The sequence below is a fragment of the Streptomyces sp. NPDC059743 genome (assembly GCF_042732975.1).
GTDB lineage: Bacteria > Actinomycetota > Actinomycetes > Streptomycetales > Streptomycetaceae > Streptomyces.
The window spans coordinates 1-17,327 of the sequence record NZ_JBHWGS010000020.1; the positions used below are offsets into that span (position 1 = coordinate 1).

Annotated in this window: 19 protein-coding genes and 3 pseudogenes; 14 read left to right on the forward strand and 8 right to left on the reverse strand. The window is 69.2% G+C overall.

Going from position 1 to position 17,327, the window contains the following annotated elements; translation table 11 throughout:
• Nucleotides 1-152: 152 nt before the first annotated feature.
• Together ACFV6H_RS30510 and ACFV6H_RS30515 are read left to right on the forward strand one after the other, a co-directional pair.
• Nucleotides 153-1,172, forward strand: coding sequence for a hypothetical protein (locus ACFV6H_RS30510; RefSeq protein WP_385548608.1), 1,020 nt, complete (start codon nt 153-155; stop codon nt 1,170-1,172).
• Nucleotides 1,087-1,827, forward strand: a complete 741-nt coding sequence (locus tag ACFV6H_RS30515; protein ID WP_384982073.1) for an SDR family NAD(P)-dependent oxidoreductase — start codon at nt 1,087-1,089, stop codon at nt 1,825-1,827. Before ACFV6H_RS30510 ends, ACFV6H_RS30515 begins: the two co-directional genes overlap by 86 nt.
• Nucleotides 1,828-1,883: 56 nt before the next feature.
• Here ACFV6H_RS30515 and ACFV6H_RS30520 read toward each other — a convergent pair whose 3' ends face one another.
• Complete coding sequence (locus ACFV6H_RS30520; protein WP_385548612.1) at nt 1,884-2,186, reverse strand: hypothetical protein; 303 nt, start codon at nt 2,184-2,186, stop codon at nt 1,884-1,886.
• 305 nt (nt 2,187-2,491) lie between these two features.
• On the opposite strand from ACFV6H_RS30520, the pseudogene ACFV6H_RS30525 reads away from it, so the two are divergent.
• From ACFV6H_RS30525 to ACFV6H_RS30540, 4 genes and pseudogenes are all read left to right on the forward strand, one after another.
• Nucleotides 2,492-2,839, forward strand: a pseudogene (locus ACFV6H_RS30525) (DUF6879 family protein); the annotation flags it as partial.
• Complete coding sequence (locus tag ACFV6H_RS30530) at nt 2,836-3,669, forward strand: helix-turn-helix domain-containing protein (protein WP_385548615.1); 834 nt, start codon at nt 2,836-2,838, stop codon at nt 3,667-3,669. The pseudogene ACFV6H_RS30525 and the gene ACFV6H_RS30530, both read left to right, overlap by 4 nt.
• 53 nt (nt 3,670-3,722) lie before the next feature.
• The gene (locus tag ACFV6H_RS30535; protein ID WP_385548618.1) at nt 3,723-3,959 is read left to right on the forward strand and encodes a DUF397 domain-containing protein; all 237 of its coding nucleotides are present in this window, start codon (nt 3,723-3,725) and stop codon (nt 3,957-3,959) included.
• A gap of 76 nt (nt 3,960-4,035) precedes the next feature.
• On the forward strand, nt 4,036-4,458 hold the full coding sequence (locus tag ACFV6H_RS30540; protein ID WP_385548621.1) for a hypothetical protein: 423 nt from the start codon (nt 4,036-4,038) through the stop codon (nt 4,456-4,458).
• Nucleotides 4,459-4,534: 76 nt separating this feature from the next.
• Here the strand turns inward: ACFV6H_RS30540 and ACFV6H_RS30545 are convergent, their stop codons facing one another.
• Nucleotides 4,535-5,077, reverse strand: coding sequence for a YbhB/YbcL family Raf kinase inhibitor-like protein (locus tag ACFV6H_RS30545; protein ID WP_385548624.1), 543 nt, complete (start codon nt 5,075-5,077; stop codon nt 4,535-4,537).
• 82 nt (nt 5,078-5,159) lie between these two features.
• Here ACFV6H_RS30545 and ACFV6H_RS30550 point away from each other — a divergent pair, with 82 nt between their 5' ends.
• Both ACFV6H_RS30550 and ACFV6H_RS30555 read left to right on the forward strand, forming a co-directional pair.
• Nucleotides 5,160-5,825, forward strand: a complete 666-nt coding sequence (locus ACFV6H_RS30550; protein WP_385548627.1) for a GntR family transcriptional regulator — start codon at nt 5,160-5,162, stop codon at nt 5,823-5,825.
• Between the two features lie 55 nt (nt 5,826-5,880).
• Nucleotides 5,881-6,735: pseudogene (locus ACFV6H_RS30555) on the forward strand (hypothetical protein).
• A 96-nt stretch (nt 6,736-6,831) separates the two neighbouring features.
• Here the strand turns inward: ACFV6H_RS30555 and ACFV6H_RS30560 are convergent.
• From ACFV6H_RS30560 to ACFV6H_RS30585, 6 genes and pseudogenes are all read right to left on the reverse strand, one after another.
• The gene (locus ACFV6H_RS30560; protein ID WP_385548630.1) at nt 6,832-7,362 is read right to left on the reverse strand and encodes a GNAT family N-acetyltransferase; all 531 of its coding nucleotides are present in this window, start codon (nt 7,360-7,362) and stop codon (nt 6,832-6,834) included.
• A 112-nt stretch (nt 7,363-7,474) separates the two neighbouring features.
• A complete protein-coding gene (locus ACFV6H_RS30565; protein ID WP_385548633.1) occupies nt 7,475-9,049 on the reverse strand; it encodes an asparagine synthase-related protein in 1,575 nt (524 codons plus the stop codon).
• Between the two features lie 71 nt (nt 9,050-9,120).
• Complete coding sequence (locus ACFV6H_RS30570; RefSeq protein ID WP_384982048.1) at nt 9,121-9,282, reverse strand: hypothetical protein; 162 nt, start codon at nt 9,280-9,282, stop codon at nt 9,121-9,123.
• 247 nt (nt 9,283-9,529) lie between these two features.
• Nucleotides 9,530-9,835: a DUF397 domain-containing protein gene (locus tag ACFV6H_RS30575; RefSeq protein ID WP_385548636.1), complete on the reverse strand. Its 306-nt coding sequence runs from the start codon at nt 9,833-9,835 to the stop codon at nt 9,530-9,532.
• Entirely contained in the window at nt 9,825-10,664 is an 840-nt protein-coding gene (locus tag ACFV6H_RS30580) for a Scr1 family TA system antitoxin-like transcriptional regulator (protein WP_385548639.1), read from the reverse strand. The genes ACFV6H_RS30575 and ACFV6H_RS30580 overlap by 11 nt, the downstream gene beginning before the upstream one ends.
• A 116-nt stretch (nt 10,665-10,780) precedes the next feature.
• A pseudogene (locus tag ACFV6H_RS30585) lies at nt 10,781-11,691 on the reverse strand (aminoglycoside phosphotransferase family protein).
• Here ACFV6H_RS30585 and ACFV6H_RS30590 point away from each other — a divergent pair.
• The 6 genes from ACFV6H_RS30590 (at nt 11,671) to ACFV6H_RS30615 (ending at nt 17,219) form a co-directional block, all read left to right on the forward strand.
• Nucleotides 11,671-12,306: a hypothetical protein gene (locus tag ACFV6H_RS30590; RefSeq protein WP_385548642.1), complete on the forward strand. Its 636-nt coding sequence runs from the start codon at nt 11,671-11,673 to the stop codon at nt 12,304-12,306. The pseudogene ACFV6H_RS30585 and the gene ACFV6H_RS30590 sit on opposite strands and share 21 nt — an antisense overlap.
• A complete protein-coding gene (locus ACFV6H_RS30595; RefSeq protein WP_385548644.1) occupies nt 12,296-13,276 on the forward strand; it encodes a tetratricopeptide repeat protein in 981 nt (326 codons plus the stop codon). The genes ACFV6H_RS30590 and ACFV6H_RS30595 overlap by 11 nt, the downstream gene beginning before the upstream one ends.
• A gap of 132 nt (nt 13,277-13,408) precedes the next feature.
• Entirely contained in the window at nt 13,409-13,948 is a 540-nt protein-coding gene (locus ACFV6H_RS30600) for an RNA polymerase sigma factor (RefSeq protein WP_385548979.1), read from the forward strand.
• Nucleotides 13,945-14,799 carry a zf-HC2 domain-containing protein gene (locus ACFV6H_RS30605; protein ID WP_385548647.1) on the forward strand — a complete coding sequence of 285 codons (855 nt, stop codon included), beginning with the start codon at nt 13,945-13,947 and terminating at the stop codon, nt 14,797-14,799. The genes ACFV6H_RS30600 and ACFV6H_RS30605 overlap by 4 nt, the downstream gene beginning before the upstream one ends.
• 99 nt (nt 14,800-14,898) lie before the next feature.
• Entirely contained in the window at nt 14,899-15,708 is an 810-nt protein-coding gene (locus tag ACFV6H_RS30610) for an ABC transporter ATP-binding protein (RefSeq protein ID WP_385548650.1), read from the forward strand.
• Nucleotides 15,705-17,219: a hypothetical protein gene (locus tag ACFV6H_RS30615; protein ID WP_385548653.1), complete on the forward strand. Its 1,515-nt coding sequence runs from the start codon at nt 15,705-15,707 to the stop codon at nt 17,217-17,219. Before ACFV6H_RS30610 ends, ACFV6H_RS30615 begins: the two co-directional genes overlap by 4 nt.
• Nucleotides 17,220-17,327: the final 108 nt, after the last annotated feature.

Sequence of the window (17,327 nt, forward strand, 5' to 3'; positions counted from 1 at the left end):
TCTCCACCCTGGAACGCGGAATCCGCCGAGACGACGACCTCGCCCACACCTACCGCAACTGGCTCCAAACCGCTTGACGAACAATAGGAGCATCAATGCAGCGGGCACCGACCGTCACCGACGCACCATCACCGGCGCACTAGCGTGGGCCCATGTGCGTATCCATGGATCAGGCCGAGTTCTCCGGCACCACCCTGTACGCCGGGCGGCTGCGCCATGACATGCATGGGCTGATCCATGTGCTGGGCTACCAGAACACCGCCGTGAATCTCGCCGACGGCCCCAACGCCATGCTGCTCCACCTCCCGGCGCGGCGGATGAGCCGGGCGAACTTCATCTCGGTGGGACGCAGTTCGGATGTGCTCAGCCGTATGGTCGACGCCGTACGGCCCGTCGGCGCCGGTACGCGGTCCGACATCGCGTTGATGGGCTGGGACGACGACGAACGGGTCGAGGTGTTCGACCACGACATCTACACCGTCCTCCTCGCCACCGACCCGACCTTGCTGCCCGCCGCCCTCGCACAGGTCCCGCCCCACCGGCGTCCCCGTCTCAACCCCCTGCTGCTGGAGTTCTACGCCGTCCACTACCCGGGGTACCCGATCGCCGTGTGCTGCTTCGACAACGCCGAAGCAGCACAGGCGAAGCCGCTGCTCATGTGGTACGAACCGATGTTCCCGGACCGGCTGATACTCCCGGCGCTGGACTGCCACACCGGAGAGCCGCCCGACCTCAAGGGCGAGGTCTCCGCGGATCACTGGGTGCTGTACGGAACGGACGAGGCCCCGGCCGGCTGGGGCGAGCCCGTCGCCCATCCGCCCCGGATGCGCCACGAGCTGCGCCGTTTCCTCCCCGACACCGTCATGGGCACCTACTTCGGCGAACGCCCGCTGCCCAACGGCGGCTTCGTCCTCTCCCACTCGGACCTGCTCACGGGACACCTGAACCGGATCCGCCGTCTGACGTCCGCCGCCCGCCGTCCGGATAATCTGAGCGCGAGGTGGGGACGGAGCGGTCCCGAGGCCGGTAATGGACAGGCCGTAGGCACAGGCAGCAGGGACAGACGGCAGCAGCAGGAGGCAGCGCGTGTCACGTCCGGTCACCGTCGTCACCGGCGGCAGTCGGGGAATCGGCGCGGCGACGTGTGTCCGGCTGGCGGCCGACGGGCATGACGTGGCCCTCGGGTACGTCAGCAACAGCGCGGCGGCGGAGCAGGTCGCGGGCGCCGTGCGGGCGGCGGGCGCGCGTTGTGTCGTCGTACGGGTGGACACGTCGGACGAGGCGGACGTGGAGCGGCTGTTCGACACAGCAGCGGCCGAACTCGGGCCGGTGACCGGCCTGGTCAACAACGCCGGCGTGACGGGCCCGCTCGGCCGCTTCGCCGACGCGCGCACGGAGGACCTGCGGCGGGTCCTCGACGTCAATCTCCTGGGTTATCTGCTGTGTTGCCGCCGAGCCGCCCGGGACATGACCGCCCTCGGCACCGGCGCCATCGTCAACATCTCCTCCGCGGCGGCCACGCTGGGCAGCCCCGGCGAGTACGTCCACTACGCCGCCACCAAGGCCGCCACTGACGCGCTGACCGTCGGCCTGGCCAAGGAACTCGGCCCGGCCGGTATCCGCGTCAACGCCGTCGCCCCCGGCATCACCGACACCGACATGCACGCCACGATGGGCGATCCCGACCGCCCGGCCAGGACCGCGCCCGACATCCCGCTCCGCCGCCCGGGCCAACCCTCCGAGATCGCCGCCGCCGTCGCCTGGCTGCTCTCCACGGACGCCTCGTACACCACGGGCACGGTGCTACGGGTCGCCGGCGGGCGGTGAGGCGTTCCGTGATACGGCGTACTCGCCGACCCTCGCCGGCCCTCGCCGACCAGTGATCAGGCCCGGCCGGGCGCCAGTTCGTACCCGTCCAGCCAGAAGCGTACGGAACACTCGTCCTCCGGCTCGACCCTGACGGGCCGGCCCCACCACTCGCTCAGGGCACGGCCGACCTTGTAGAGGCGGATACGTTCCGCCGGGCTGTACGCGGGAAACCGTGCCCAGCCGTTGTCGGCGACGCGGTTGCCGATCTCGCTGAACAGCACGGCGTGGGCTCGCTGTTCCTCCTCCGGCGTCAACGGAGTGATACCGCCGCCGCCCGCCGAGGGCACCTCACGCACGTTGTAGAGATCCCGGACCACTTGGCCGCCTCCCAATGATGAGCACATCAACTCGGGGCCCGCCGCCCCCGTTCTCTCCCCCGCGCATCATCGCAGCTCCCGCCGCCCTGTCCCCGAGGCACCGTTTTATGCGACAACGCGCATAGTCGCGAGTCCGCATGGACGCCCGCGCCCGGGCCCTCGTACGGTCTTGTGCACGGGGTTCAACTGGACCGTGGACCCGTAGACCAGGGGGTTTGGCATGTCTGAACGTACGGGGCTCGTCCGTCTCACCGGCACCGGCACCGGCACCGGCACCGGGAAATGCGGCGGGGAAGACTGCCCCCACAACGCGCCTGAAGCAACTGCGCGAGGAGGGCCGGAAGCAGGGACGCGTCCATATCGTTTCTCGCCCGTTCTCCGAGTACTTGCAGTACGAGTTCACCCAGTACGTGCCTCACGCGCTCGCCGGCGACGAGATCCGGATCCTCGATGTGACCGACCGGGAGAATCCCTTGCCGGACGTTCAGGACTTCTGGATGTTCGACAGAACTACGGTCGTCCTGATGCATTACGAGGCGGACGGTACGCAGATCAGTCGCGAGGTGTACGAGGGTGATCCCGCCCCGTTCGTCGAGTATCAGCGGATCGCCGTGGCCGAGTCCGTACCGTTTCTGGAGTATGTAAAGGAGTGACATTCGAGCCGGAGCAGCTTGGCCGGACACGACAGGACTTGGCCGCCACGCTGAAGGATCTACGCAAGCGGGCCGGTCTCTCCGGGGATCGGCTCGCCGCGCGCTGCAATATGTCGCAGTCCAAGGTGAGCCGGATCGAGAACGGAAAGACTCGGCCGAGCCTTGTCGATGTGGAGCAGATCCTCAGAGCTGCGGACGCCTCGCCCGCTCTGGTCGCGGAGGTCCTGGAACTGGCCAGGATCGCCCACACCGAATGGCGCAGTCTCCGCGACCTCCGAAGAAAAGGGCTGGGCACACGACAGGCGGAGTTGAAGGCGCTGGAAGCCTCCTCCACCCATATGCGCTACTTCCTGCTTTCGATGGTTACCGGGCTGCTCGCGACCCCGGCATACGTTCGAGCCAGCCTGGCAAACGTTCCCGCGGACACCAGAGCGGCAGTGGCCGGAAAGCTGGAACGGCAGGCCGTCCTCTATGACCAGTCCAAGACGTTCCATTTCCTTCTCACCGAGCAGGCCGTCAGATGGCCGGTCGTGGAGCCGCTCGCATTGGCTGAACAGATAGATCGCCTTTCATCTCTCTCCCATCTGCCGAATGTGCATATCGGAATCATCCCGGTGGGGACATCGACTCCCGTCACCCCGCTCAGTACGTTCACGATTTACGACAGGTCGCTGGTCACCATTGAGACGCCGACGGGAAGCATCGTCCTGCGCGACCACCAGGATATCCAGAGCTACTTGGATGAGTTCGCGGGATACGAGGAATGCGCACTGTTCGGAGAGGAAGCCAGAGAGCTGCTGTCCGGCTGGGCGACCGTCTGCCGCTCGTGATCTTTAGTCCAGTGCGTGAATAGGCCTCTGTACCGGGCAATGCACCGGGCACCATGAACCCACTCCAGCCAACAGGATTTGAGGGAGGAAGCGTGGCACAGTACGAGTTCCGCACCGCTGCCGCTTGCGGTGGTCCGTGTACCGAGGGCTGCGTTGAGGTGGCCACGAATGTGCCCGGCATCGTGGCGATACGTGACACGAAGACCGAGGCCGTCATGCAGTTCACCGTTCAGGAGTGGAGCGACTTCCTGACGGGTGCAAAGGCCGGAGAGTTCGACCTCTCGGCCTGATTCCGCATCACCGCCGACAGCCTCGCCCTCCACCGTGGGGCGAGGCTGTCCGCTGCCCCGAGGAAGGGGACAGGCAGTGCAGCACATCCATGGGTATTCCTGGCTGGGCGAGAAATCGTCCTTCGACAAGGAGAGCGAACGGCGGCCGGAGAGTCCGGCCTTCGCTCATTCCGAGCTGCCGCCAATACAAACGGGCAACTGGCTTCTCAAACCCGTCGCGCTGATCCGGGGCACATGGGAGGAGCCCAAGGAGGCGGGGGAATGGCTCGGCCGGCAACTTGACGAATTCGCGCCTCGGTTCGCCTTCGACCGCGAGCGGGACGCGGAACGACTGGGCCAACTGGTACGGGCGGCGGTGGAGCGGGTTGGGTGGGGAGGCGACGTATCGTACGGGCACTATCTCAGGGGGAGCGTGTTTCATTCCCTGGCCCTGGTGACATGCCGGCCGAGCCGCGCGGCGCAGACCGCTGAGCCCCGCTGTCCGTTGGGCGGATTGTAGTGCTCAAGGCCTCCGTCGCCGAGACGCCCGGGGGACGGGTGCGGTGGGCTTCGTTCGGTCCCCGGGGGTGTCGGGGTCAGGGGGCTGGGGTCTCTGCGGTGGCGGTGATCGTTGCTCGGGCCAGGATGTGCGATGCGATGTTGAAGCCGAGGAGTGCCGGGGTGCCGTCGGCGGGGACGTCGATGTCGGGCGTATCCAGGGCGTGCACGGTGATGACATAGCGGTGCGGGCCATGGCCGGCCGGTGGCGCGGCGCCGATGAAGCGGGCCAGCCGCGCGTCGTTCGGCAGCTGGAACGCACCGGCCGGCAGGCCCGACCCGGCGTCGTCCCCGGCTCCCTCGGGGAGATCGGTGACATCGGCCGGGATATTCGCGACGGCCCAGTGCCAGAAGCCGGACTGTGTCGGCGCATCCGGGTCGTACACGGTCACCGCGTAGCTCTGCGTGTCCTCGGGCGCGCCGGACCAGCTCAGTTGCGGCGAGCGGTCCTCGCCGCCCGGAACTCCGAACATGCCGGACATCTGCGTGGCCGGCAACGCCTCGCCGGCCCGCACGCCGGTGCTGGTCACGGTGAAGGCGGGCGCCGCCGGCAGCCCGGCGAAGGGATCGTTCCCGTTCATTCCCTTGTGTTCCTCTCCTTGGATCCTTGGTATCTGCGATCGATTATTACATCAATAATCGATTATCTGCTACCGTCATCCTATGACGACAGGACGCGGATCACCCTCGGAGCGGCTTTACACCACACTGCGCGCGGCCATCCTGCACGGCGTGTTCGCACCGGAGCAGGCGCTCAAGCCGCAAGAACTGGCGAACACTGAGAACGTCAGCCTCGCCGTCGCACGCGAGGCCCTGCTCCGTCTGGTGGGCGAGGGCTTGGCGGCCCGGCTGCCGAACCGTGGGTTCGCGGTCCCGGCGGTGAACGCCGAGCGCTGGCAGCAGATCACGGAGGCGCGTGCCGTCACCGAGCCGGTGATGCTTCGGCTGTCGATCGAGCGAGGCGGTGTCGACTGGGAGGTACGAGTCCGAGCCACGCACCACCACCTCGCCCGCACGCCGCTTCAGGAACCGGGCGATACGTTCGTCTCGGACGAGTGGTCCGAGGCGCACCGCCAGTTCCACCGCGCGCTGCTTGAGGGCTGCGGCAATCCTGTACTTCTGGACGGCTTCGACCGCATGTGGACAGCGAGCGAGCTGGCCCGGCGCTGGTCGGGCGCCATCGTCCCGGAGCGGGACGGCATGAAGGAGCACGCCGCCCTGGAGGAGGCCGCCCTGAGCCGGGATGCCGAACGCGCCGCCGACCTGCTCGCGCGGCACGTCAGGCATACCGCCCAGAGCCTGACCGTACGCACCGTACGCAATGACTGACTCTCTGCGGCAGCCCGGGCGAATCCAGCAGCTCAGATGAGGTCAGGAGACAAACATGGATACGACCGCCGGCCGCCGCTGCCACAACGTCGTCAATCCCCTGCACACAGCCATGTACTTCGCACCGGAGCCGGCGGACGAATTCGCGACGCTCGGGCTGGAGCGAGGAGCCATGGCCTACCTCGCGGGCCGCGCGGCCCCGCTCGGGACGGTCGGTGCGGGCACGGTCACGGCGACGTTCTACAACTTCAACCACGAGCATGTGGCCCGGTACATCCCCGCGGCATGGACGGTCACCACACCGGAGGCGGTGCTCACCGCGCGGCTGCGCGGCGCGGACGGGACACTGCGGCGGCTGCTCGGCGAGGAGGCCCTCGCGTCGAAGGAGATGGCCGAGGCGGCCGAACTGGCGCTGCGCGCCACCGAGGCATGCCGCCGCGAGGCGCGGCCTCTGTACGCCGCGAACGCCGACCTTCCCGTACCCGAGGAGCCGCACCTGGCCTTGTGGCACGCCGCGACACTCCTGCGCGAGCACCGAGGTGACGGTCACCTCGCCGCTCTGGCGGTGGCCGGCCTCTCCGGGATCGAGGCGCTGGTCCTGCACAACGCCACCGGCAAGACGGTGACGTCGGCCGTGCTCAAGCACACTCGCGGATGATCCGCGGAGCAGTGGGCCGCCGCCCGGGACCGGTTGCGTGAACGCGGTCTGCTGGACGAGGCCGGGGACCTCACGGAGGCCGGCGCGGCCCTGCGCGGTGAGGCCGAGGCGCTCACCGACCGCCTCGACGCCGCCCCGTACGACCACCTCGGCCCCGCCGCCACCGCGCGCCTCACCGAACTGGCCGACGGCTTCACCCGGATCGTGAGGGCCGCGGGCGCCTTCCCCACGCAACTCTTCGGCAAGGGCTGAGGCGCCGGCCCGCGCCGGGCCGGGCGCCATGGTGCGGCGCTGCGGGCAGAGCGCTGAGCCTCGCTGTCCGGTACGACGGCGACCCGCGCGGGTCGCTCAAAAGGCCTGTGTGCCGCTGCCCTTGAACATCTGCGCCAGTTCCGCAATCCGTTCCGCGCGTCGCGCCATCAGGTAGACGCGGTTACGCGTGCGCTGCACCTCATGCAGCAGAGTGAACCCCTGAGTCCGGTAGTAGCTGACCAGGCCGGGGAACATGCATCCCCGCCGGACCCACCGCTTGCCCTCACGCGCGGCCCGGTCCACCGCCCAAAGGGCGATGAGCGTTCCCGGCTTGTGCTCGCGGTACGCCGGGTCGGTCACTGTGGTGAAGAGGTAGTGAGCCGGCTCGGCGAGTTCCTCGGGCGTCCAGCCCCACGGAGGCGTTTCCTCCTGCACAGTGGTGCAGCCCACGATGTGGAACTCATCGTCTTCCAGCACCCACATGCCGCCGTGGGAGTTCTCCGCCTGGGCCGCGAGGTTGTCCGCGCTGTCACGCCAGCTTGGCATGGAGCGCTCCTCAAGCCACGCGGAACGGGAGCGGATCATGGCGGCGACTCCGGGAACGTCGGCCACCGTGGCCAGGCGCATGACGAACATGGGTAAGACCTCCGTGCGTTTTCTTCGAGCAAAGCAGCCTCCCACAGCGAAAGGCCGGTGGGCGGATCTCCGGCCGAGACAGCGGAGAGGACCCCCTCACGAGTCACAGAAACGCTTGGGTCGCGAGGTGGAGGTCAAGGACCTGGAGTAGCTGCGCGTCTCCGTTCTCACGGTACGTGCCTGCATTGAGGCGCCGGACCGCTTGCCGGAGGCCGTCCGGCGCGACCAACTCATCGTCGAAGAGAACCGAGCCCTCTTTCAGCATCCTGGCGAAGAGGGGACGCGCATGGGTGGTGAGCGAGTGTTGCACGACCTCGGCGAAGCTCTCGCGTTCAGCCGGGTGAGTCACGTCGTCGCTGAGTCCGAGTGCACCGAGCTGACGTCGCTGGAGTTGCTTGAGTTCCCGCCAGTCAATCGGCAGCCACTCGCCGAGCTGGATCAAGCCCGGGTCCGCGAACGGGTGTACCGGCCAGATCCCTTCCCGTAGGAGCACGGGGGCCGTGGTCTCCAAGGAGAGCAGACTCATGGAATTGACCACGGCGGGAGGGGCGATTCCGTCGTCCGTGAACTCCAGGGCGTTCCGTGCCCTCTCTCCGATCCAGGGCAGCAAAGCAACGTCTTTCGGCTCGCCCATTGCCTTGTGCGGGTACTCCGCTTGTGAAAGGGCCACCATCTCGTCACCGCACAGCCCTGTCACGACGGTGCGGGCACCTTGCTCGGCAAGAGCCTTCGTCATGCGGGTGAACGGGCGGTGGAGCGGTTCCTCATAGGGGCTGATCAAGTCGCCGCGTACCCGCGCACATTCAGGATGGAGCGGTGCCTCCTCCATCGCGTCGATGAGCAGGTCCTGGCCGGCGAAGGACAGTGCTGTCCGCATTTCCTTGCGCCGCCGGATCTGCTGGGCACGGCCCGGACCGCCGATCAACAGGGCTGAGGTGGAGATACGAGCAGGGAAGCGCTGTGCGGCTCGCGTTGCCAGGGTGCCGGAGTCGAAGCCGCCCGTGAGGTGGAAGGCCGTGGTTTCGAGTTCGAGTGGGCGAAGGTCCACGGCGTCGTCCATGGCCTGGACGAATGCGGCCAATACGTCCGCCTCGGGCGCCAATTCGCGGGGTCCGCTGTGGAGAGCCGGCTCCGGGTAGCACAGGAAGAGGTGACCACCGTAATAGGCGGTGGCCCGTTCGGTGAGACGGTGGATACCACGGAACGCGGTATCAGTGCTGTAGCGGGGGCGGTAGATCAGTAACCGCGCTACCTCACGAGGGTTCAGGCCGACGGCGTACTCCCGCAGGTCGGCCATGTCCCAGGAGCCGTACAAGCCCGTGTCGTCGTGCGCGAGGTAGAGCGGAGTCGTCCTGCACGGGCCGGCGGTGACGCGGACTGGTTCGTCCCGGACCATCTCCACCAGGACGAAGTCCGTCGGCCACTGACCGGCCAGTTCCTTGGCTCGGTCGTACTCACCCGTGGTCACGTTGCGCGGTGCGGAATCGGCGGTGGAGCATCCGGCGACGCGTTCCCGGACAGTGAGAAGCGTCCGTTGCCCATCGGTGACGGCCATCTGTTCCACCATCGGATGCGGGAAGGGAGCCGCCTCACTGGAGTGGTCCACCGTCATGTACCGAGTGCCATCCCATTTCCAGGTGACGTCGTCGGCGTAGGGGGTCAGGCGCAGCTTGATCATGGTTGCCTCCAAAGGACGCTCTGGGGTACGGCGCGCGTGGTCATACCCCGGAGCGCTTCATCAGTGGGAGATCAGACCTTCGTCGTGTCGTATGTCATGGCGCCGTCCGACGAACCGGACTCCTTCTTGTACTCGTGGCTCTCAGCCGGGGTCTGGACACGACGAACCGCCTTGGTGATGAACAGGCCTTCGAAGGGCCGTCGCCGCTGCGTGGGCGGCGTGAAGTCATTCATCCGCTTCCTCCTCTTGTCGATGTACGGAAGGAATGCCGCAGACCCGGATGTCCGACGGTTGGCGCGGCAACTCCTCTCTGTGACAGCAGAGTTGCACTGCGCATGCACGGAGGCCAGGCAGGTGCTCATGACGCGACGGCTGTCATAGCGCTGCCGAGGGTTCGGAACGAGGCAGGCAGCGGCAAACCGTTGAGCCCCGCTGTCCATTGAGACAACGGGGCTCGGGGAGGGTCGGGCGCGTGAACGGTCAGGCGTTCAGGGTGTCCTTGGTGAGGGCGGTGATGAAGGACGACCAGGCGGGCGCGGGGACGGTGAGGGCCGGGCCGTCCGGGTTCTTGCTGTCGCGTACGGGGACGATGCCGGGGACGCCGTCCGCCACTTCGACGCAACTACCGCCGTCCGGATTGCTGTAACTGGACTTGCGCCAGCCTGCGAGCTGCGACGCCGGGATGATGTCTGTCACCTCGACGCAACTGCCGTTGTCCGGACCGCTGTAGCTGGACTTGCGCCAGCCGGTGAGGACGGACGCCTTGGGAATGCGGCTAACAGTCATTTTCGTAATCCTCAGCCACCGATTCGATGAGGGCCAGGGATGCCGCTGGAGGCAGCGCGGCGGCCCTCGTCAAATCGTATGCCTGACGGAGCTGTCGCACGAGGTTCGGATCGTCGAACAGGGCTCCGGTGAATACGCCCTCGACGTACGCCAGGTCGGGGGCATCGTCAAAGCTCATCAGAGTGGCCATGCTGCCCATGGTCGCGTGAGCTCCCGCAGAGAACGGCACGACCTGCAAGAAGATCCTGTCTTCCCTCATCAGCCGTGCGAGGTCGCGGAGTTGCTCGGCCATCACGGCCGGGCCGCCGACCACAGTTCGCAGGACCGCCTCGCTGAGGACGACCCACACAACGGGAGTCTCCGGGTTGTCCAGCAACTGTCGACGGGCGGTTCGGCCTTTGACCAACTCGTCCATCCGCTTCGGGTTGGGGTTGGGCTCCCCCGACCGGTACACCGCCCGCGCGTAGTCCGGCGTCTGCAGTATCCCCGGGACCAGTGAGACCGCGTGCTCACAGATCGTCGTCGCCAGGCGCTCCGCCTCCGCCGCCTCCCTGAAGTGCGCGGCGTACTTGGCCTCTTCGAGGATGCTGAGCATCCGGTAGAAGCGGCCTCCTGTGTTGAGCGCCTTGTCGATGCGCTTCGCGTCCTCCGCACGCGGCATGCGCCTGCCCGCCTCGAAGTGGGCGATCAGGCTGGCGTGGCAGACCACGCAGTCGCCGAGTTGTTGCTGCGTCAGGCCGGCGGCCTCGCGGGCGATGCGCAGTTCCCGTCCGAAGTGCTTGCGCGGGGGCAGGTACTCCCGCGTCTCGCGCTGGTCCTCTTGCCGCATTTCAACGCTCCTTCTTGACACGTGTTTTGTCGGGCCATGCCCCCAGTCGGAGCGTACGCGCCCACCTTTCACTCTGTAATTCGTTCATCACAGAAAGCGACATGACAGAGGAATCGTCAGGCCTCTCCCAGCACCGCCCGGATCACGTGCCGTGCGTTGCTCGCCATCGCCGGGTTCGTCGTCCGGTAGTACGGCAGCGCGATCAGCGCCTGCGAGAGTGTGCGGGCCCGGCCGCGGGTCCAGGTCGCGTCGTCCGCACCGAGCGTCTCGCGGAAGATCTGCCTCGCGTCCGGCGGCAGCAGGTTCCAGGCCGGGAACAGATCGCAGGCCGGATCGCCCACTCCCGTACATCCGAGTCGATGACCGAGGTCAGCCTGCCGCCATTGTCCACCAGCAGGTTGCCCGGCATCAGATCGGCGTGCAGCCATACCGGTGGCCCGTCCCAGCCGGGCGCTCGTAGTGCGTCCTCCCATACGGCGGTCACTGCGTCGCAGTCGACGCCCTCCTCGGGGATCGCGCGCAGTTGCTCGATCGCCGCCCCGGTCGACGCGTCGAGCGAGGCGAGCGGTCCGCCGCGGTAGGCCTTCGGCGGCTCGGGCGGCTCGGGCAAGGTGATGCTCCGCATTGCCGCCACGAATCCGGCCAAGTCCTTTGCCAGCAGCGCGGGTTCGCGCAGCGCGCCCGCCTCTGGGTTCTCGCCCGCCAGCCAGCCGTACACCGACCACGGCCACGGATAGCCCTCGGCAGGCTGACCGGCTCCGAGTACTTCGGGGATGGGCATGGGCAGTTGGCGCGCGAGGCGAGGCAGCCACTGCTGCTCCAGCGATACGTCCTTGGCTCCGCCCTCCACCAGCGGCAGCCGTACGACCATGCCGTCGCCCAGCCGGTACATGGCGTTGACCGTCCCGCCGGACGGAACCCGCTCCACCGCCAGCCCCGCCCACCGCGGGAACTGCCCGGCGATCAGCCGCCGTACGAGGTCGTCGTCGATGGCGTGGAGTCCGGGATGCATCTGCCCTGTGGTCATGGCGCGCCATCCGATCGCCGCACGCCGACGGGCGTCAAACGCTTTTCCGGGCCGGTGTCGCGGCGCGCGGGCGCGGAGGGCGGCGTGGGCGTCCGCGTCAACTACGGTCGTGGTACTAGCCTGTTGGTCGTAACCGACCGGCAGCATCTGCATGGGGGAAGCGGACAGGTGGACGGCGCCGCGCAAGGGAATGGACGGGATGCGGGACATCCCGTACCCGAGCCCGGGGCGGCTCCTGCTCCCCCGTCGGCCGCCGCGTCCGGAGCGGCCCCAGCGGCCCCGGCCCCAACCGCCGCCCCCGCCGCCGCGTCCGCGGCCCGGACTCCCAAGCATTCCAATGCCATTGACGGGCACGCCCGAATCGTCGGGCACAGCATCCAGGCCGGCGAGATCAACGGCGATGTGCATGTCCATCCGCCGCCAGCGACGCCCGCTCCCGCCCCCGCCCCCGCCGTCGCGCCCGTACCACCGCCCCGAGGCACTCAGCCGTCCGGTGAGGCGCGTGTGGTGATCCGGGTGCAGAGCGGAACGGAGACGATCGAGTTCTTCGACGAAGGTCTGGCGATGTACTGGATCAGCGCGCGCTTGCAGATGGGCCTTGGCTATGAACAGTGACCACGACATCCATGGAGTCCACGACACCCAGGGCGTCCACGCCAACCGTGCCATCGACGCGGAGACGGCGGAGAGGGCCGTGGCAATCCTCGAATCCCCGCAGGGCACCTACTCCAGCCTTGCCGAGACGGACAGCGCCATCGCGCCCCTGGAGCACGTCCTCTCCGCGACCCCGGACGGGCCTCTCCGTACCACCATCCTCTCCAACCTCGGCCTGATCCGGATGGCCCGCTTCCAACTCACCTCCGCCCGCACGGACCTGGACTCCGCCATCGCCTGCCTGCGCGAGGCACTCGCGAGCCGGGAACCGTACGGGAGCCATCCCGCGCTCAGCGCCACCATCCCCAATCTGATCAGCGCGCTGCACACCCGCGCCGAGTTCACCGGTGAATGGGACGATCTGGACGAGGCGATCGCGTGGGGACGCGAGGCCGTCGTACGGCTGCCGCCCGAACTGCCGCAGCGGGCCGCCGCGCTGGCGAGTCTGAGCAGCGCGCTGCGCATCCGGTACGAACGGTCGCAGTACGCCGGCGATCTGACGGAAGCCATCGACCTGGGTCGGCAGGCCGCCGCCGACCTCCCGCCCGACCATCCCCGGCTGGGCCCGGCGCTGTCCAATCTGGGCGGTGCGCTGATGGCGTCGGGGCAGGTGGAGGAGGCGGTGGCCACGTACGAGTGGGCGCTCTACAGGTTCCGCGCGGCGGGGAACTGGGGGGGTACGGCGCGGACGCTGAACAACCTGGGCGGGGCGCTTACGCAGGCGCGCCGGTTCGTGGAGGCCCTCGTTGCCTACGAAGAGGCGCTCGAAGAGTTCCGTGCGATTGGCGACGTGCGGGGGCAAGAGCGGGTGACGCACAACCTGGCGGTGGCGCGGGCGCGGCTGCCTGAGCTCGTGTTCAAGCTGGACGAGACTCCCGTACCGCCCGAGCCCGAGCCCGCCCCCGCACCGGATGCCGGGCACGGCGCGTAAGCCCGTGCCCGCCTGCCGTAGGCCCGTACCACCGCCCATGTGACGCAGCCCACACCCCCACGAAAACCTGGCCGCCGTCCCGGGCGTCTAGCCGGTGTGGGATCACGCAGGAGAACACTCGCGCTCGCCGAGCTGGACGAGGAAGGACTCGTCCGGCTCGTCGCCAAGGGCGACCGCGCCGCGTTCGAGGAGTTGTACCGGCGCACCGCGCCCTGGCTGGCCGTACGGCTGCGGCGGCGGTGTGCGGACGAGCAGATCGTCGCCGAGGTCATGCAGGAGACATACCTCGCGGTGTGGCGGGCCGCAGGCGCGTTCGCGGGCGCGGCGGTCGGCGGTACGGCCGTCGGCTGGCTGTGGACGATCGCCGCGCGGCGCCTGGTCGACGCGTTCCGGCGGCGGGCGCACCACGCGCGGCTGCCCGAGGCGGTGGCGGGCGGGGGCGTACGTACCACCGCGCCCGCCGCCGAGGACGAGGTGCTGGCGGCGACCGTCGACGGTGAGGTCGGCGACGCGCTGCGGCGGCTCGCGCCCGAACTGGGCGACGTACTGCGGGCCATGGTGCTCGACGGACTCACCGTACGGGAGACCGCCGTACTGCTCGGCCTGCCGGAAGGCACCGTCAAGACCCGCGCCCGTCGGGCCCGGCGAGCCATGCGGGAGGCACTGTCATGAGCGACAACTATGAGCGCAGGGGTACGGATACGGGCCCGGCGCCCGCGCACCACGCCTCCGAGCCGCTCATCAGCCGCTACGCACGCGGCGACACCTCCATCCCGGGCGACGAGGTCTGGGCGCTCGAAGCCCATCTCGAATCCTGCGCGCTCTGCCGGGCCCGGCTCGCCGCCGCCGTGGAGAGCGCCGCGCCCGCGGTGACCGCGCTCGTCGGCGGTGTCTGGTCCGAGCTGGCGCCGCTGCTGCCCACCACCGCTCCCATGCCCGGGCGCCGCCGCTGGGCCGTACCTCTGCTGGCCTGGGCCTCTCCGGTGATGATGCCGTGGATGTGCACGACCGTCCTCGTCACGCTGCTCGCCGTCCTCTTCGACCGGGTCAGCGGCTCGGGAATCGACTTCGTCCTCCTCCTGGCTCCCGTACTGCCCGTCCTGGGCGTCGCCGCCTCCTGGGCGCGCGCCCTCGATCCGGCGTACGAACTCACCGCGGGCACACCGCGCGCCGGGCTCCCGCTGGTGCTCCGGCGCACCACCTCCGTACTGGTCGTGGTGATCTCCCTGCTGACGGTCGCCGGCTGGATCACCGGTACCACCGTCGCCCAGTGGCTGCTGCCCTGTCTGGCCTTCACCACCGGCACGCTGGCGCTCGGCGGGCTGATCGGCGTGACCAGGGCGGCGGCCGGACTGGTGCTGGTGTGGGCGGCGGTGATCGTGACGCCGACCGTGGCCGTGGACCGTACGCCCTTCGCCTTCCGGACGGACGCCCTTCCCGTGTGGGCCGCCGTCCTCGCGCTCGGCCTGGCGGTCGTGATCGCCCGCAGAGGCTCGTACGCCCTGCTCGGCCCGCTCCGCTGACGCACCGTCAGCACTTCCGTTTCCCTCGCCGACACGACACGACACCACCAACTGCCCACCCACCGAAAGGTCCTCACCCATGACCGAGGAAGTGACGACATGACACGCGGCGTGACCGCTGCCGAAGTGGCGCCCACCGCATACGCCTGGGAGATCCACGCCGAAGGGCTCAAGGTACGGGCCGGAGGCCGCAAGATGGCGGTCGACGGTCTGGATCTGGCCCTCGGAACCGGAGTGCACGGGCTGCTCGGGCCCAACGGCGCCGGAAAGACCACTCTCATCCGCGCCCTCGCCACCGTCCTGCGGCCGGCCGATGGCTCCCTCGAACTGCTCGGCGCGCCCGCCGGCGCGCAGGCCGGCCGCCACGAGCTGCGCCGGCGGATCGGTTATCTGCCGCAGGAGTTCGGCTACTACCGGCGCTTCACCGTCCGCGAGTTCATCGAGTACATGGCCTGGCTCAAGGAGGTTCCGGCCGCGGAGATCCCCGGTGCCGTACAGCGCGCCGTCGAGCGCGTCGGGCTCGCGGACCGCGCCGACCAGCGGATGAAGACGCTGTCCGGCGGCATGGTGCGGCGCGCCGGTATCGCGCAGGCGATCGTCAACGATCCGCGGATCCTGCTGCTGGACGAGCCTACGGTCGGACTCGACCCGGCGCAGCGGCTGCGCTTCCGCGAACTGCTCCACCAGCTCGGTACGGACAGTTGTGTCGTCGTCTCCACGCACCTTGTCGAGGACGTGGCGGCGGCCTGTACGGATGTACTGCTCATCGCCGACGGGCGGACGGTGTTCAGCGGCACGCCGGACCAACTCGCGGACGCGGGCGGGCCCGAGGATCCGGGCGACAGTCCGATCGAACGTGGTTACGCGGCGCTGCTCATGCGCTCCGAGCCGGGAAGAGGTGCCTGGTGAACTCGCCACAGCCGTCACAGCCCACGCCGACGCCGACGGCAGCCGCCGCAAACCTCAAGGCCCCGGCCCCGGGCCCGGGCCGCCCGCGCAGAGGCCGGATTCTGCGGATCGAGCTCCGCCGCTCCACCGGTCTGTGGCTCGGCGCGCTCCTCCTGCTCGGTTCGGTCGCCCTTCTCCAGCTCTTCGGCGGCGGCCCATGGGCGGAGGGCGCCGAGTCCTGGACCGCGCAGTGGACGTCCGCCGCCTGGTGGGAGCGGTATCTGATGGTGTTCCTGTTGCCGCTGGCCGTGGCTGCCGGCGCCGTACAAGGGCTGCGGGACCACCGTTCCGGGATGACCGAACTCCTCGGCACCACGCCTCGTCCCGTCCGGCAGCGCTCGGCCAGGACCGCGGGCGCGCTGGCGCTCATTCTCGCCACCGCCTATCTGCTGGTCTTCCTCTACGGAGGAGTCCAGGTGATCGGCAATGAGGGCTACGCGCATCTGCGCTGGCTGCCCATCGTGGTGGTCGGTGCGCTGGCGCTGGTCGCCGCGGCCTGGCTGGGGATGGGTGTCGCCAGGACCGTACCGTCCGCGCTGACGCCGCCGGCGCTCACGCTGGCGACGCTGATGGCCGTGGTGCTCGTCCATGACGCGGTCACGCCGGGCATGTTCCCGAACCGGATCGTGCTGCTGTCGCCGTCGCTGGCCGAGGTGCACAGCACGTTTCTGAACGTCGCGTGGCGTGTCAACGCCGGACAGACGGTGTGGCTGCTCGGTCTCGCCGCCACGGGTTTCCTGCTGCTGGTGGCCGGGAAGGCGCGCGCACGGCTGCTGGCGCTGCTGCCCGTGGTGCTGGGCGCGGCGGTCGCGGTGCCGCTGCTGCCCGCGCATCAGGACCGTAATTACGTCATCGACAAGGCGGCGACGGCGCTGGTGTGCGACGGCCCGGTCTGTGTGACGCGGGTGCACGAACGGGAACTGGCCGTGCTCGCGGGTCCCGGCGAGGAGGCGCTGCGGCTGCTCACCGGGGCCGGGCTGCCGGATCCGCCGTCGGCGGTGCGCGAGACGGTCCCCGCGTGGCCGCTCGGTCCGTGGCAGCCGCAGGCGCCGCCGCAGCCCGCCGGTTTCATCCCCGTGGACTTCGAGGCACAGGCGCTGAGCGGCGCCACGAAGGACGAGGTGCTGCGCGGTCTGCTGGCCGGGGCCGGTACGGCGCCCTGTGTCGTGCCGCTCAGGTCGTATCCGACCGAGGAGGAGGAGCGCCGGTACGACAGGACCAAGGCCGTACGAGAACTGGCCGCGCGCACGGTGGCCGCCGCCTGGTTCACCGGCGAACTCAAGCCACTGCCCGGCACGGGCGAACTGCGCGCCGACGCGGGCAAGCTCGCCGGTCCGGCCTGGAACGCGCTGCGCGCACTGCCTACGGACGAACAGCGCACCCGGATCGCGGCCCTGCGGACGGCGGCGCTGCGCTGCGAGGGCGACCTGCTGGCGGTACTGACGGTGCTGAAGGAGGACGGCCCGAGGTGAACGATGTGACGCCCGGGGAGCAGCCGAGACCGAAGGAACGGCCGGGATCTGTCAGGTCGTTGGCGCCGTACGCACGGTCGTTGGCGCCGTACGCACGGTCGTTGGCGC

Excerpts from the sequence above, each read along its gene's own strand:
- ACFV6H_RS30535 (WP_385548618.1), top strand. The coding sequence starts at position 3,723 with ATGAACCCACTCCAGCCAACAGGATTTGAGGGAGGAAGCGTGGCACAG.
- ACFV6H_RS30545 (WP_385548624.1), bottom strand. The coding sequence starts at position 5,077 with ATGAACGGGAACGATCCCTTCGCCGGGCTGCCGGCGGCGCCCGCCTTC.
- ACFV6H_RS30575 (WP_385548636.1), bottom strand. The coding sequence starts at position 9,835 with ATGACTGTTAGCCGCATTCCCAAGGCGTCCGTCCTCACCGGCTGGCGC.
- ACFV6H_RS30510 (WP_385548608.1), top strand. The coding sequence starts at position 153 with ATGTGCGTATCCATGGATCAGGCCGAGTTCTCCGGCACCACCCTGTAC.
- ACFV6H_RS30560 (WP_385548630.1), bottom strand. The coding sequence starts at position 7,362 with ATGCGCCTGGCCACGGTGGCCGACGTTCCCGGAGTCGCCGCCATGATC.
- ACFV6H_RS30550 (WP_385548627.1), top strand. The coding sequence starts at position 5,160 with ATGACGACAGGACGCGGATCACCCTCGGAGCGGCTTTACACCACACTG.
- ACFV6H_RS30605 (WP_385548647.1), top strand. The coding sequence starts at position 13,945 with ATGAGCGACAACTATGAGCGCAGGGGTACGGATACGGGCCCGGCGCCC.
- ACFV6H_RS30610 (WP_385548650.1), top strand. The coding sequence starts at position 14,899 with ATGACACGCGGCGTGACCGCTGCCGAAGTGGCGCCCACCGCATACGCC.
- ACFV6H_RS30580 (WP_385548639.1), bottom strand. The coding sequence starts at position 10,664 with ATGCGGCAAGAGGACCAGCGCGAGACGCGGGAGTACCTGCCCCCGCGC.
- ACFV6H_RS30590 (WP_385548642.1), top strand. The coding sequence starts at position 11,671 with ATGCATCTGCCCTGTGGTCATGGCGCGCCATCCGATCGCCGCACGCCG.
- ACFV6H_RS30565 (WP_385548633.1), bottom strand. The coding sequence starts at position 9,049 with ATGATCAAGCTGCGCCTGACCCCCTACGCCGACGACGTCACCTGGAAA.
- ACFV6H_RS30595 (WP_385548644.1), top strand. The coding sequence starts at position 12,296 with ATGAACAGTGACCACGACATCCATGGAGTCCACGACACCCAGGGCGTC.
- ACFV6H_RS30570 (WP_384982048.1), bottom strand. The coding sequence starts at position 9,282 with ATGAATGACTTCACGCCGCCCACGCAGCGGCGACGGCCCTTCGAAGGC.